This window comes from Peribacillus sp. B2I2, assembly GCF_041261685.1.
GTDB lineage: Bacteria > Bacillota > Bacilli > Bacillales > DSM-1321 > Peribacillus.
On record NZ_JBGCCB010000001.1, the window covers coordinates 4,743,052 to 4,757,823 of the forward strand.

Consider the following 14,772-nt stretch of genomic DNA (forward strand, 5'->3'; position numbering starts at 1 on the left):
TCCTCTTGGATAGCTTTTATTAATGTAAGTATAAAACTATATCCAAAAATGAAAAATAAAATTGCATATATTAAAAACAAAATATACATTCCTTTCGTACATTTAAGCTATTGAACTTTGTACTTACTACCCAGAATATTTTACCATAATTTTCGACTAACCTGCCCCGATAGTTACATAAAATCGAGTAGGAGGAGGCGCCTAGCCTCCGACCTCTCACACCACCGTACATACCGTTCGGTATACGGCGGTTCAGTTTAAGTCTGACGTAGTTTTGTATATCGTTCATATAGATTTACTAACCCTTGGTGGTGCCAATAAACATTATTAAGGGTTTTGTCTAGAATAGGACTATGCGCTATGCGCCAATAACCCTTTCTGCTATTTCCCCATTCATACGCTTTTCCAAATGGGGCGCCTAATCCTTTGAGTTTCCTCACTCTCGTTCTTGGCAATTTCCATTGCTTCCATAGGCACATCCTGAGTCTTCTTCGAATCCATGAATCTAAATTCTTCAAAACGTTCGGAGTATCAATGAGGGCGAAATAACCCATCCAACCTCTAAGGTATTGCTTTAACTTATTTATTCGGAGTTTCATGGGTTTCGGTAATTTTCTCGAGGTCATTTCCCTGATTCGTTTCTTTACTCTCTTCACCGTTTGTTTAGCCAGTAGAACCTTCGGGTTCTTCTTTGACTTCGTGAAACTAAAACCGAGAAACGTTCTGTTCCAAGGGCGATCATACTTCGACTTCTCGTAGTTGACCTTTAGCTTCAGTTTATTTTCAATGAAGCTTGAGATATTTCCCATTGCACGTTTGGCGGCTTTTCGTGTCTTCACAAAGATAGTACTGTCATCCGCATACCTTACGAATCGAAGATTGCGTTTCTCTAGTTCTTTATCTAAATCGTCTAACATGATATTAGATAATAAAGGACTTAACGGACCTCCTTGCGGAGTTCCCTCCTCACTTTTATGAAAAAGTCCGCCTATCATAATGCCTGCTTGAAGGAATCTACGAATCAGTTTGAGAACTCGTTTATCTTCAATTTTCCGCTCTAACATTCCCATGAGCTTGTCATGATTCACTTTATCGAAGAACTTCTCCAAGTCCATATCCACTACCCATGTATAACCTTCGGTTATATAGGACTTTGCCTTTCGAACCGCCTGGTGCCCTTGTTTGTTAGGGCGAAAACCATAGCTATTCTCCGAAAAGGTTGAGTCATATATCCTGGTTAATATTTGGGCAATGGCTTGTTGAATGAAACGGTCTAGAACGGTTGGAATACCCAATAGCCGAACTCCGCCGTTTGGTTTCGGGATTTCGATACGACGGACGGGCTGCGGTTGATAGGTACCCTGTAAAAGGGCAGTTTCATGTTGTACCATTCAGTTGCGAGGTGCGGTCTCAGGTTTTGAACCGGCATTCCATCTACACCATGGCTTCCCTTATTTCTTTCTACACGCTTCAATGCCTGTATTAAGTTTTCCCTCTCTAGTATCTGTTCCATTAACATCGTTGATATCCTTTCTACGTGGATAAATGGTCTATTTGTGCCTTTATCTGCTCCACCCTTTTGAAGTTCCCCGTGTATTCACCACTTCTTCCTTCAAATAAGTTCCGTTAGGAATTGTTTGCTTCTTCGCAGATAACGAACGCCTAGTATTCATCCTCCTTAATCTGTTCGGTCCTTTCTTATCTTCTCGAGTAGACAAGTACTATGACCTCTGCTGACTTCTGATGATTCAGCTGTCCATCACTGGACAGGTTACCAAGTGTACTTGGCTGTCATCAGACCTCCCCGGGTAAGAGTGCAATCTTTCCCTCCAACTATCTGCTTCATTTACTCTGTACCACCTTCGGCAGTAAGGACTTTGTTTTGTTTCGCAAACTCATCCAATGGATACCTAGCCTTATATGAAGTTCGTGTTCCTCAGACCGGAGGTTTGCCGCTTGCTTCCTTCAGATTCCACGTCACCGTGGACACCCTTGAATTAAGCTAACCACTACTACTGCCTTCATGGTTCGGGACTTTCACCCTATAGATTGCACCCATGCCGGGCGCACGAAAAAAACTGTATTAAAGACAGTCCGATCTTAAGCTAACGCACGTGATATTTCACCAGGTCTAGATAGTGTTTTATCCATTAAGGGTTGAAACAGCAACAATGAATGAAAAGATTATTGCTAATATTGCATCTTGTCTCGTAGTTGTTCTTATCAGTGGCATCCAGCTAATCTTACCCATTAGGCTAACAAGTCTTGCAATAATAAAAAAGATAACAAAAAAACTAAAAAACGTTCCAATCATAATATCACCTTGCCTCATTTTTCTTTTATTGTAACATTCATCTTCAACTAACCTGCAAGGTTGCATAAAGAAAAAGCTATCTTAAAAACAGCTCTGATCCTCAGCTAACGCACCCGTTAGTTAATTAAGAAAAGCGATTCTGGAATATTGAAAAAAAGAGGCCATCCTTTTTGGACAGCCCCCTTTCCGCTAATTATAAAATTTCTAGTAGAGCTCGATATCATTATATTGGTCACTTCCGAATGTTACCATCTATACTTCAGAGAAGGTATCTCCAAAATGAATTGGCTTTCAATCTTTGAAAACTATGAGAATACTGCAATTTTACGTGCGATAGATTCTGTTAAACGAGATGCTACTTTTGGAACAGCCCATTTAATAATTGGTGTTAACACCGCACCAGATAATCCGCCTGCATGGATTTCCACCGTACAAGTCATTATTGTTTTACCATTAACATCTTCTGCAGTAAAGTGACCGCTTCCTGAAAAATTATCTGATAAACCTTTTAGTTCAAACTTAATATTTGAAGGTTCATTCCATTCGGTAATATCTACCTGCGCTTGTATTGTTTTTTTAATACCTTTCACACTACCTTCAAATGTCCAAATAGATTGCTTGTCATTTATGATTTCATGTTCTTTATAGGCTGGTACTGTCGTTGCCCATTTTTCGAGATCACTGACATAATCCCAAACTGCTTGTACATCTACTGGAACTACTACAGTATGCGTTCCCGTTGCCATTATGATCCCCACCTTCACTATGTATGAATTGTAACTTTACATTTCTACAAAATAATTATTACATAAAAAGCATAAATTTACATCACTAATTATACATAGCTTTCCTTCTTCCAATCCCCCAATTATTTGTAGAATCAAAATTTTCCAATCCTCCACAATCTGGCCCTTTAATGGAATAACAGGACTGACGTTTTTAAACGACTTTAATGTCACTTAACAGTATTCCTTATGGAACTTTCCTGCCCCTATAGTTTAAGTACATTCTTTCACAACCCCAATAGTGCAGAGCCTTTTGAGACACAATCCAATTACCTACAAAATAGAGTTCATACTGTCTCATATGACTTGTATCAGAATGCTCATCGTTGTAAATACGCATTTTCCTGATGCTACCCCTTATTCAAGAATATGGCCCTAAAAGGAAAAATAAGCGCTTATCCTTGTTCCTGGATAGCGTCCTTTTATGGCATAACTTGAATTTATCCTCATTCTTAAAAATCTCAACTAACGCACTCCTTTCGTTTAATTACGCTCGTGCGGAAAGTGGTGCAATGCCTTATCAGATTCCCCGGCCTAATTGGGTACTAATGGACAGTTCTAATCATATTCTTATAAAAGAAAACAATAGGAAGGAGTGCAAAGTCAGTTGATAAAAGTTAAGGTTGGTTTACGGCCCATTGCAAGTAAGATAAATTTACCTACTGTTTTGAAAACAACTATACTTCCAGGTGACTCAATTGAAAGATTATTTATTGCAACCCAGGTAGGAGAGATCTTTTACATAGGAAACGGAGTTATAAGGACTTTTTTAGATATTCGCCCGCGAATCCTAAAACTAGGTGTTTCTGGTGGCGGATATGATGAACGGGGATTGCTGGGGCTAGCGTTTCATCCCGAATTTTATTATAACGGTCTGTTTTATCTTCATTATTCAGTAGCTGAAACACAAGGACCAGGTGCTCTTCGTGAATCTTTTAAGCCTGACCCGTGTGATCCTAGAACGTTAAACCTAAGGTGGATAAATAGAGAAACGCAATATGATCATATTGATACAATTGAAGAATGGATTTTACAATCGAATGGTCAACCCCGAAAACGACGGACATTACTTAACTTAAGAAGACCATTTTCAAATCATAATGGGGTCAATAGTTTAAACTTTTCACCTGAAACAGGAAAACTTGTTTTAACAACCGGAGATGGTGGATCAGGCTATGATCCATTTAACTTAAGCCAGGACGATCTAGAAATCGCTGGTAAAATAATTGAAATTGATGTAGGTAAGGATATATACATCAATAATCCACCCATTGTCACACGTTTTAATGAACTTCCCACAACTATTCAGGAAACGCTCATGGTAATGGCCAAAGGAGTTCGCAATATACCAGGCATTTCATTTCAAAAGTTTTATAATCAGTATATTAAATATGCGGGAAATGTCGGACAGGATTTGGTCGAGTCCATTTTTTCATTCGTTCATTATAAACCAATACCGGTTACTCAGCTTATTCAAGCTTCTTTAATGAATTCTGAACCTGACAAAGAAGGATTTATTAACTTTGGCTGGCGAGGTTGGGAAGGTGCTTTTCCTGCTTCGATTATAAGAGGCTGCACTGAAAATCCGACTTTGGATGAGAAAACAATTGCTTTTTACAATGAAGCAGTAACACTTTCAGGTAGTCGCCTTCAGCCTTTAACTAGTTATTTTCATAAAGATACCAGACCCGATAAGTTTGGAGGAACTGCACTTACAGGAGTGCAAGCCTATATGGGGGAAAGTATCCCTGGTTTAACAGGAAGCGTTGTGTTTACCGACCTTGCCCGGAAAGAATCTCAACCTCAGGTTCGAGGGGCTTTAGCTTATACCATCGTAAGACCAAATGGTGAACAAAATGATTTTAGTGTGATACAAACCGATTTTGAATTTGGGTCTCAATCAGCCTATTATGTTAGTTTGGGAACGAACCTCAATCAAACCAGATTATATTTAGCAGTTTATGGCTCCATGAAAGTGACTGATTTTAACCAAGGCACTGTTTTTGAAATAATTCCATGAATCATAACTATAAAATTCTACTTGATAAATCTCTACATGGATTTAAGTAATCGAAATTAAAACCAAGTGATGGAGAATCACTAAATTATAATCATTTTTAATTTTTTAAAAATGATTAAAGCAATTTCAACCCATAACCAGCTATAAATGAAAGCCAATAAAAAGCCAATTGTAAGAAATGAAAAGGAAACAGGGACGGCTGGACCTAAAACTGGAAAGTGAAAAATAAATATTAGACTCATAATTCCTAACATTAAAAGAATTGCACCAGTGGCAATAATACTTAATCTCTTCCTAAAAAAGTAAAAAGATGCCCCTATGCCAAGTCCTAACAACCCTGTTGTAAAAGGAAATACAATTAGTTCAGTTGGTTGTAGGATGAATAACAACATAATTGTCAGAAAGTAGGACATTACTCCAAATGGAATGGAAAACATGGAACATAACAGAATAGGTGCAGTGGCTAGCGGACTTAAAAAATATCCTATACCTGGTATAAAGCCAGCAGCAGCCTGTAGAATAGCAGCAATACAGGCAAAGATAGACCCTAAAATGAGCTTCATCGTTTTTTTATGTTTATTGAATATTATTTGAGATAAACGAACCTCATCAGAAATAGGTTTAAAAAAATACACCTTTCCACCTCATTCTAAATGGTTTATACGTTACGATACATTGTATTACCATTTATTAGAGGTGGAACAATTATTAATAATTCAAACATCAATATCTTGTGTAATGAAAAACTTAATAAAAAATCTCTCTAAAACTTAACCGGTAATACAAAGGAAAGAACATCTGTGGAGGAAAGTTAGCTGTTATGAGGATGTCTGGGTAAAAAGTAATTTCCTTTGCCTATAAAAAAAACAAGGCCTTATAGGCCCTGCTTCTTATTTGACAATTACTTCTCCAACCATTCCTTCCTGGAAATGGTACCGGCATTTCAGTTCATATGTACCGGGCTGTTTAGGATTCACGGTAATGTTTTTTTCTGTACCTGGCTGGACCTCGGCGTCAATTCCGAGCTTTTCCACTGTGAAGGTGTGCTCTTTTGTACCTTTGTTTTTCAATATCAACGTTGTGGCTGTTCCATTCGGAATAGTGATGACTTTCGGATTAAAGAGATCATCGTTCAACTCGACCTCAATCGATTTTCCTGTCTCCATAGGCTGAGTTACAACCCCGGATTCGGCATATACGCCGAGTGGGCCTAGTGAAGTCACAACTACAACCATTGCAAGCACAACGACCAATCCTGTTACCCACTTTTTCACAGACATTCGCAATCCCTCCTTCCCTAACACTATTTTTTTCTAATTCATAAAATATTATTACTATTAATTTGGTTGCAACGTGCTTTAAAATAATAAAGAAAAAGATCGACTCTAATGGCGATCTTCTGGAATCCATTCTTATGCAACTAAACTGCCGCCCGTTACTTTAAGTACATTTTTACAATCTTATTTATTAAAATAAATATCTAAGTCTAATTCCATTATCTGGCCCGTTTGCTGAATAAGTGACTATTACTATCGAGTATTACCTATATTGTATTTTATCTTTTGAATGTGCAATATTATTAATCCCCATTCAAATGATAGATTAGTTGCACAACGCCAGAGGAGAACGTTCTTGTATTAACCACTTTTAAATTCAACCTCTGTTTTATATCAATAAACAACGGTTTTCCTTCTCCCAAAATTACAGGGTGAACAGATAATCTAAATTCATCAACAAGCCCTAAGTTGATAAAAGTAGTAATAAGACTTGCTCCACCATATAACCAGATGTCTTTACCAGGCTTATTCTTTAATTTATTTACTTCTTCAAGAATATTATCATTTATGAATATCGCTTTATTATCAGTCCCTTTTTGCGTTCTGGAAAACACATATTTTTCTTTACTATGAACTAATTCCCAAATTTCTTTATCTGTATCTTCAATTTCTGGAGTAAATTGTCCCCATAAATCGTAGCTTTTTCTTCCATATAAAATAGTATCAATTTGATTTAAGAAATTAATAAACCCCATCTCAGAATCCATGATGCACCAATCAACTTCCCCATTTTTCCCTTCAATAAAACCATCTAAAGTAATTGCTAAATCTAAAATTATTCTTCTTGGTCGTACGTTATTGGTCATAATTCTTCCTCCCTTTAATCATTTAGATATAGTTTCTCCCGCCAAGTTTTTTTATATTTTCATTATTTACAGCATTTATTTCTGAATATTACTGATGTTATTAAACTGCCTTCCCTTAATAACAATTAGTTATTCAGGATATGGCATATACACTCTTGAACTTTCCCGCCCCGTTTGTTGCATAGGGGTACTTTCTTTCTTCTCTAATTTGAATGGAAAATCACATTTAAAAGACCACCAATTTGGTGGCCTTCTAAATGAACTAACACACTCGTTAGTTAAGTGTTTATATTTTAATTGGATTCAAATGGTATCTTTCTAATATCGGAAACATCCGTGTGTTCGTAGTTAATCACTTCGAAACCATTCGGTGCAGCCTATGTCCTTCATAAGGATTATGTTTTATTTGTTTTTCTTTTTTCAATTTCTTTTTTCACCAAAGGAATTACCTTTTCTTTTACTGCTTTTTGTACTTTTGGATCATTTATTAATTTTTTTAATTTGTCCTTCAACATTCATACCTCCGATTTATTAAATTTGGGATTTAACTAATATGGAGTTGTGTCCTAAAGGAATAAGATTCTGCTATCATATGACTATTGTACCCTAAAGAATACACTGTGTCTTGCAGGAGCCCGACACCCAAATGTGAAAGAAACAGATTAATTGGTATACTTTAATTTTATTATTTCGGATATATAACCTTTAATTCATCATGATAAAAAATTGAAATAGATAAAATTACTAATATCGTACCCCATTACAATACAAGTAAATCCTGGAACGATTTCATGCTGAATCTAAATAAAAGGTAATTATAGTAAAAAGAAAAAACTCCCTTAAAGACAGCTCTCATTTTCAGCTAACGTACCTGTTAGTTGTAGAGGTTTTTTTTAAGCACTTAAATTCCACTATAAACTTATAGGGGCTTCTTCACGAGTACAGGTCAGGTATTTTCGGGATATAGCATTAAAATATCCTACATCAATAATTGCTTTTTCTCCTTTATCAGGGCATTGAATATGCGTCAGCTGAAGTGATTCATTGATGATGACCAAGTCTATTGCGTCCAATTCCTTTTTGCAGCACGAACATTTTACAGCTAGTAAGTTTTCCTTTTCCATTAAAAGATGCCCCCTTTTGATAAATAGGTATTCTTCATTTCTAGTCGCTAATCCTACCAGTTCACACAACTGTCAAAAATTTCTTTTTCCAGTCGTTTGATTCGGTAGATGAATTATTAGAACAATCTACGATTGACAGGAAGTCTTTACAAGAAGGATTGAGCCGTATTAAAAAGGATTATTAGGCTATTCGTTTCTGTTGGCAATGTAAATTATTTGGTACAATACCCCTCAGCTGAATTTTTCTTCAATCAAGAAAAAGACCACAAAAAGGATCTGGTACATATGACTATACTATAATTGGATTTACCTACCACTTAATAAACTGCCCCTTTAGCTCTATACGAAAAAAGCGACGCTTCGTTATTGAAGTATCGCACATGTTAGTTCAACAACTATTTCATTTGCATTAAGCTTGTCCACAAAAATTCTTCTCCGAAAAATTCACTTGGTTGAGTAATCTTTTTCATTCCCCTAAAACTTTTGATATCAAAATCCTTTGCGAATACTTCTTTAAGTCTGCTACATACGGCAGTCAAGGTGGCATCATTGTGTTAATGATCTGGTGTTAATGATCTGGTTTTATTTATCTGGGTTCATCATCATTATATGGGGAGAAATCAATGCCTTCATAAATGAAGATCATCCAAAATGTAAATGAGCTTCCTTCAGTTCCCGTAATACCTGAAAGCTCTTCAACGAACACTAATCAAGAAATAACATCTTGTATTGGGGAGGAATTATTTCATGAGTAAGAAAGGAAAGCATAAGGGTAAAAAGGGGAACCATAAAACATCAGGTTCTGCAAATGGGCAGAATGGCTATCATTAAAAAGTTAAGCTGCATACAAAAGGGAACCTTTTAGGCTCCCTTTTGTATCTGTTTTACTAAAATTTAAAGAGGAGTGTAATCAATCCGTATCTTTTCACTTTTTTTTGTAGTTTCATTTAGGTCTTGTAGCTCTTATTTTCCCACTTTCACCTAGCTCACGAGAAAACTCTTCATCCACACGATCCGGTTCTATTTTTAAGTTTTTGGGAGTTTGAGGTAATGAATTTTTACTGCTAGATGGTTTTTGATTGTTTGATCTTCCCATAATATTGCCTCCTAACGAAATTTTAATCTTTATTAGTATGGCTAAGAATCACATTTATATATCTTTAGATTTGCTCATGAACGAACATTTTTATCTTAAAAACAGTTTTTGGTGATAGCTCCGATCTTCAGCTAACGCACCCGTTCTTTAGCTCAATAGCAAATGAATTACAACTCGTTATTTCTCCCAAAGCTCGACCAGTCGACCTTCAGGATCTTCAATCCAAATAAACTTTCCAAATTCACTAATCTCTTTTTTCTTCGCAAGAGGTACACCAATATGTTCAAGATGCTTAATAGTCTCGTTTAGATTATGTACTTCGAAATTTAACATCACTTGTTGTTCTGTTGGAAAATAACTGTCATTCTCGGTAAAGAAAGAAAAGATGGTCTCATTTCCTAATTGGGGTTTTATCACAGTCCCATTCCAATTTTCTATTTCAATCTTCAACACTTCACTGTACCATTTTTTTATAACTTCAAGATTCTTAGTTCTCCAAAATATTCCTCCGAAACCTTTTATCATCGTATCTAACTCCTGTCTGTCATCAAATTTTTAGCTATCCGATTACATTAGATATTCGAGATTTAAATTCAAGTTCCTTTTTCAACTTATCCTGCCCCGTTAGCTCCATAAGAAAAAGAACCATTCAAATATGAACAAATTATAAAGGTTTAATCAAATATACCATCTCCATAATTTGTTCCATCAGTATCCAAAATGACTACCTTTGATTTAATACGAGTAAGTGCTACAGCTATATACGGATTGGGCTCAGGATTTTTATTATAAGATGTCCGAATGCGAATGATAGTCTTCTCACTATCGTCTTTCACTTCCAACACTTCAATGGTATTTCCCTTTCTTTCACCACCCATTGATATTAATAAAAAGTCCTCCCCTTCACCTCCTTTAAACTTTTTGTAACCGACAATCGATGTATCTTTCTCGATTTTTTCAATATAATTCCCGGTTTCATCATCCGTCAGTCTTTCTTTATCCACTACCCGGTAGTCAACTTGATTGATGAACCCAATGAATATATGAATAACGATGATGAGTGGAACCCCTATAAAGAGTATTTTCTTTCCTATAACATATTTCTTTAAGAAAAAGTATAGAATGGCCAGTGTGAATACTCCAAGGCTCAACACAGCATACGGCATTCCCTCAAACCCACCAATCACAGATAAGGAAAACACTAAAATCAATATGCCTAGCGAAAATTGAAGTAAGATTTGCGTTCTATCCTCTATCCCTTTTACAAATACATAAGCGAGTCCGAATACAATCATTGCTAGGATTATTCCTGCTTCATAAACGTATAAAAAAATACTTATCTCTCCCTTGGTTGTTATTTATATAAGGATATGTTTGTATAAATGGTTGTTAAGATTCCAGTCAAATTTTCAAGGAATGTTTTGTGCGGTAGAGACGTGAATACACAATCACACGATTTGTTTTTTTGCTTGTTTATCAAGAATAATAATGAGCATTTCACTCGGTTTCTTTTTCTTGATCATTCTATTAATTGAATAACGTTGTCCTAAGTAACCTCTAATTTGTTTGTTGTGATTAAAAAGCTAGTGTATTTAGGATTGTAATACAAAGCCGTAAACCAATCGTATTCTTTTAGAATTTCAATGTGTTTGTCCGTATGTTTCGTACTATTATGCAATGACATAGATGCAACGAATAAAAAATCTAATGCTAACGATAATAATTCACCCATACGAACGGGCCTCCACTCTCTAGTTACCCATGTCAGTTTATTAATCTAAATTAGATGGGTTTTTCAAATAAGAACTAAGTATGTAGCCACAATCTGTACAATAGTAAGTAATAATCTTGGAAGGTTTATTCCTTAAATTATCATGGGAAAACATCTGAACAAATTTAAACCCGGTTCCAAGAGCTCCTTTCTTAATATTGTTTGAGTTACATTTAGGGCATTGTTCATCGTTTATTCTCTTTTACACGCTCCTCATTTGGATAATATTACTAATTAATAGGATACCCATTCATTTATTTTATTACTATTCTTAAGGAGTATTAATGTTTACCGCACAGTTCGAATACACTCATTTCTTGAACTCCCTCAGACAAACGCCCGAAACGTTTTGATAATTCAACCCAAGCAGCAGGGGCACCTGGTACAGTGAATGAAGAGGGGAAAAAGTTCATAGAGGTTTGATTACAGAAGAATGAAGGTTTTGCTGAAGAGGAAATAACGAAATCAAAAAATTGCCTGAGTCCCTATGAATAGGGAACTCAGGCTGCATTGAGCGTATACTTTTTACAATTATGAAGCGTTCATTATAGCTTTAACCCAGACCTGCTTTTGAAACGCCGGAGCAAGATATTACTTTCAACTCGGGAAATGCCTTCTATCCCATATAATTCGTTATTAATGAATGACTCTAATGAAGGAAAGTCTTCAACTAAAACGTGCATATGTAATGTGCTGGGACCTGTCATTTGGTAACAGCTTGCAACACTTGGGTTCTTAGCCAACTTTTCTGCTACTTTCACTAAGTATGCAGGTTCACAATCCACTTCAAAAAAAGCTGATACCTTTTGGCCAACAGCTTCAGAGTTGATAACAACACTGAATTTTTCAATTACGCCTTTTTCTACTAGCTGCTGAACACGGTCACGGACAACATTTCGTGATATGTTTAATTCCTTACCCATATCCGCATAAGACGTTCGGCTATTTATCGTTAATATCTCTAATATTTTTTTATCTATATCGGTAATCTTCATCTGTTTCACATCCTACATCGTTATCAGGATTCTTTTCTAAAATCGTCGTATACTGTAACTTAAAAAAATTGAAAAGAATCTAACTTTCACTAGGCCTTAGACTAATAATAGACTTTCTAACATGGACTGTAAACCAACACAATACTTCAGGTTGGCTTTATCCACTTTTAAAAGAAAAAAAATAACGTAGTTCAAAAGTTCAGATGAGCATCACAAGAATTTCCAAAAAGTCGGATCTTTGGAAGGGTGTTTGGCCTACATAAGTTAAGTATAGCATGAAATATTTAAAGTTTTTATTGAAAACTGTTACGAACCATTTGCCGGTGTGGCTAAGTACAATATTAAAAAAAGCCTGCCTTCACGCCTACAGTTAGCTCAACAAGATGAATTCATTCATCGCTTTCCCTGTTTCTTTTTCCTTCCATATGTATGAGTACCCCAAGAACAATAAATGCAATCAATACAATGGTAGATAACCAAAATAAGTCCATATCCGAGAAATACTCAACAATGTTCAATATGGAAAGGCCGAATAAGCAAACCATTAGTAAAACATCTTTTTTGCCTTGTTTCCTTTTTTCAAAAAACACTCCCAACATTTTTTCAATAAATACTCCCATTATAAAACACTCCTTAATTTTTCCTCTGTAACATCATCGTTTCCTTTGACAATGTTCTTACTACACGCACCTGCCCCTGCCTCTATGAACAATACGGATAAAAACAATGAGCCAAGAATTTCATTTCTCCTTTGAATTTTATCAAAATGAATTTTATTAATGGTATGAGTTACCTTTAGATGTTCAAAATAAGACAAGGGCGGATCACTGATCATCCAAAGTAATTAATAAAAAAACAAAAATATATTGAAATATCAATTTAATTTAGTTATAATACGATACGTTCTTAATATTAGTTTGTATATAATTTTTAGAAAATTTAATAATTTTCTAAAATAGTAAATTCTGGTTTATTCGTGGAGGGTTTATTTTGTCTAACAAGGTACCATTTTCATTTATAGTAGTGATTGGGTTAATGTTATTTGCCCTATTCTTTGGGGCAGGGAATTTAATTTTCCCGCCAATGCTTGGTCAATCTGCAGGAACGAACATCTGGTCAGCTAATGCAGGGTTTTTAGTCACAGGTGTAGGATTACCGTTACTTGGTGTACTGGCACTCGGTTTTTCGGGAAAAGATGATTTACAATCATTAGCAAGCCGCGTCCATCCCGTGTTTGGAATTGTATTCACAACCGTTCTTTATTTAGCGATTGGTCCATTATTCGCAATGCCTAGAACCGGAAACGTTTCTTTTGAAATCGGTGTAAAACCTTTTTTGCCTGAAGACTCAGGGCCACTGCCTTTACTTATTTTCACCATCATCTTTTTTACGATTTCGTGCCTTCTTTCGCTCAATCCTGCGAAAATTGTCGAAATTGTGGGGAAAATATTAACGCCCATCAAGTTGACATTCATTGGAATCCTGGTGGTAGTCGCTTTTGTTAATCCAATTGGAGATTTTCAAGCACCTGCCGAACACTATATGGTTCAACCATTTTTCAATGGGTTTAGAGAAGGGTATTTAACCATGGATACTCTTGCATCTTTTGTTTTTGGCATCATCATCATTAATGCCATTAAAGAAAAAGGTGCTAAAACAAAAAAAGAAATAATAATCGTTTGCGGAAAAGCGACTGCAATTGCTGCCGTTATCCTTGCCACCATTTATACAGCTCTCTCTTACATGGGTGCTTCAAGTGTTGAGGAACTGGGACGTTTGGATAATGGAGGCATTATCTTAGCGAAAGTCTCGGATTATTACTTCGGTGCATATGGCGGGCTTTTATTGGGATTAATGATCACAGTAGCTTGTATAACGACGAGCGTAGGGCTGATTACATCTTGCTCGACTTACTTCCATAAACTATTTCCAAACCTGCCTTACAAAACAATTGCAATAAGTTTATCCATATTCAGTGCAATCATTGCCAATATTGGATTAACCCAGTTAATTGCCATTTCTGTACCGGTAATGACAGCCATTTATCCATTAGCCATTGTTTTGATTTTCTTAACTTTCCTTCATTCTTTATTTAAAGGAAGACCTGAAGTTTATCAAGGCAGCTTATTTTTAACATTCATCGTCAGTTTAATGGATGGATTAAATGGAGCGGGTATACACATTTCATTCATCAATGATTTCTTCACTGCAATCCTTCCTATGTATGAGACAGGACTAGGATGGATCATTCCAGCCATTGTCGGAGGATTCATTGGGTATGCCAGCAGCGTCTTACGGTCGAAATTCGGTCATAATCATCAAATAGATTAAATGGTATAAAATCGGTTCAGGAATATTTCCTGGACTTTTTTTATATTCATTTAGGACGAATTAATTTCTGTAGATCGAATTATCTCTGTGTAGGTCGAATTATTTTCACTGCAGGTTTATTTACGTTGTGACATTAACCAATATACCATAAACTGTAATATATTATGGGTAATCCCCCTAATTTACCTAAGCT

13 protein-coding genes and 1 pseudogene are annotated in these 14,772 nt (G+C 35.9%); 2 read left to right on the plus strand and 12 right to left on the minus strand.

Going from position 1 to position 14,772, the window contains the following annotated elements; all coding sequences use genetic code 11:
• Nucleotides 1-257: 257 nt before the first annotated feature.
• Together ltrA and ABIE66_RS23610 are read right to left on the minus strand one after the other, a co-directional pair.
• Nucleotides 258-1,519, minus strand: a pseudogene (gene ltrA, locus ABIE66_RS23605) (group II intron reverse transcriptase/maturase).
• Nucleotides 1,520-2,619: 1,100 nt separating this feature from the next.
• Nucleotides 2,620-3,060, minus strand: a complete 441-nt coding sequence (locus ABIE66_RS23610; protein WP_370016519.1) for an SRPBCC family protein — start codon at nt 3,058-3,060, stop codon at nt 2,620-2,622.
• Between the two features lie 646 nt (nt 3,061-3,706).
• Between ABIE66_RS23610 and ABIE66_RS23615 the strand changes: the two genes are divergently transcribed.
• On the plus strand, nt 3,707-5,119 hold the full coding sequence (locus tag ABIE66_RS23615) for a PQQ-dependent sugar dehydrogenase (protein WP_370016520.1): 1,413 nt from the start codon (nt 3,707-3,709) through the stop codon (nt 5,117-5,119).
• An 80-nt stretch (nt 5,120-5,199) separates the two neighbouring features.
• On the opposite strand, the gene ABIE66_RS23620 is transcribed toward ABIE66_RS23615, so the two are convergent.
• The 10 genes from ABIE66_RS23620 to ABIE66_RS23665 form a co-directional block, all read right to left on the minus strand.
• Nucleotides 5,200-5,754: a hypothetical protein gene (locus ABIE66_RS23620; protein ID WP_370016521.1), complete on the minus strand. Its 555-nt coding sequence runs from the start codon at nt 5,752-5,754 to the stop codon at nt 5,200-5,202.
• 255 nt (nt 5,755-6,009) lie between these two features.
• Nucleotides 6,010-6,399, minus strand: a complete 390-nt coding sequence (locus tag ABIE66_RS23625) for a cupredoxin domain-containing protein (RefSeq protein ID WP_370016522.1) — start codon at nt 6,397-6,399, stop codon at nt 6,010-6,012.
• A gap of 299 nt (nt 6,400-6,698) precedes the next feature.
• Nucleotides 6,699-7,262, minus strand: a complete 564-nt coding sequence (locus ABIE66_RS23630) for a dihydrofolate reductase family protein (protein WP_370016523.1) — start codon at nt 7,260-7,262, stop codon at nt 6,699-6,701.
• Nucleotides 7,263-8,173: 911 nt separating this feature from the next.
• The gene (locus ABIE66_RS23635; RefSeq protein ID WP_370016524.1) at nt 8,174-8,386 is read right to left on the minus strand and encodes a hypothetical protein; all 213 of its coding nucleotides are present in this window, start codon (nt 8,384-8,386) and stop codon (nt 8,174-8,176) included.
• 943 nt (nt 8,387-9,329) lie between these two features.
• The gene (locus ABIE66_RS23640) at nt 9,330-9,482 is read right to left on the minus strand and encodes a YfhD family protein (protein ID WP_137020665.1); all 153 of its coding nucleotides are present in this window, start codon (nt 9,480-9,482) and stop codon (nt 9,330-9,332) included.
• 177 nt (nt 9,483-9,659) lie between these two features.
• Nucleotides 9,660-10,007, minus strand: coding sequence for a VOC family protein (locus ABIE66_RS23645; RefSeq protein ID WP_289326594.1), 348 nt, complete (start codon nt 10,005-10,007; stop codon nt 9,660-9,662).
• A gap of 149 nt (nt 10,008-10,156) precedes the next feature.
• Nucleotides 10,157-10,840 carry a YesK family protein gene (locus ABIE66_RS23650; protein ID WP_370017107.1) on the minus strand — a complete coding sequence of 228 codons (684 nt, stop codon included), beginning with the start codon at nt 10,838-10,840 and terminating at the stop codon, nt 10,157-10,159.
• A 188-nt stretch (nt 10,841-11,028) separates the two neighbouring features.
• Complete coding sequence (locus tag ABIE66_RS23655; protein WP_370016525.1) at nt 11,029-11,214, minus strand: hypothetical protein; 186 nt, start codon at nt 11,212-11,214, stop codon at nt 11,029-11,031.
• 584 nt (nt 11,215-11,798) lie between these two features.
• Nucleotides 11,799-12,248, minus strand: coding sequence for an Lrp/AsnC family transcriptional regulator (locus tag ABIE66_RS23660; RefSeq protein WP_289314782.1), 450 nt, complete (start codon nt 12,246-12,248; stop codon nt 11,799-11,801).
• A 389-nt stretch (nt 12,249-12,637) separates the two neighbouring features.
• Entirely contained in the window at nt 12,638-12,868 is a 231-nt protein-coding gene (locus ABIE66_RS23665) for a hypothetical protein (protein WP_370016526.1), read from the minus strand.
• Between the two features lie 370 nt (nt 12,869-13,238).
• On the opposite strand from ABIE66_RS23665, the gene brnQ reads away from it, so the two are divergent.
• Entirely contained in the window at nt 13,239-14,579 is a 1,341-nt protein-coding gene (brnQ, locus tag ABIE66_RS23670; RefSeq protein WP_370016527.1) for a branched-chain amino acid transport system II carrier protein, read from the plus strand.
• Nucleotides 14,580-14,772: the final 193 nt, after the last annotated feature.

Coding starts and splice junctions, on each gene's coding strand:
- ABIE66_RS23635 (WP_370016524.1), bottom strand. CDS start 8,386: ATGGAAAAGGAAAACTTACTAGCTGTAAAATGTTCGTGCTGCAAAAAG.
- ABIE66_RS23660 (WP_289314782.1), bottom strand. CDS start 12,248: ATGAAGATTACCGATATAGATAAAAAAATATTAGAGATATTAACGATA.
- ABIE66_RS23655 (WP_370016525.1), bottom strand. CDS start 11,214: ATGGGTGAATTATTATCGTTAGCATTAGATTTTTTATTCGTTGCATCT.
- ABIE66_RS23625 (WP_370016522.1), bottom strand. CDS start 6,399: ATGTCTGTGAAAAAGTGGGTAACAGGATTGGTCGTTGTGCTTGCAATG.
- ABIE66_RS23665 (WP_370016526.1), bottom strand. CDS start 12,868: ATGGGAGTATTTATTGAAAAAATGTTGGGAGTGTTTTTTGAAAAAAGG.
- ABIE66_RS23610 (WP_370016519.1), bottom strand. CDS start 3,060: ATGGCAACGGGAACGCATACTGTAGTAGTTCCAGTAGATGTACAAGCA.
- ABIE66_RS23645 (WP_289326594.1), bottom strand. CDS start 10,007: ATGATAAAAGGTTTCGGAGGAATATTTTGGAGAACTAAGAATCTTGAA.
- ABIE66_RS23630 (WP_370016523.1), bottom strand. CDS start 7,262: ATGACCAATAACGTACGACCAAGAAGAATAATTTTAGATTTAGCAATT.
- ABIE66_RS23640 (WP_137020665.1), bottom strand. CDS start 9,482: ATGGGAAGATCAAACAATCAAAAACCATCTAGCAGTAAAAATTCATTA.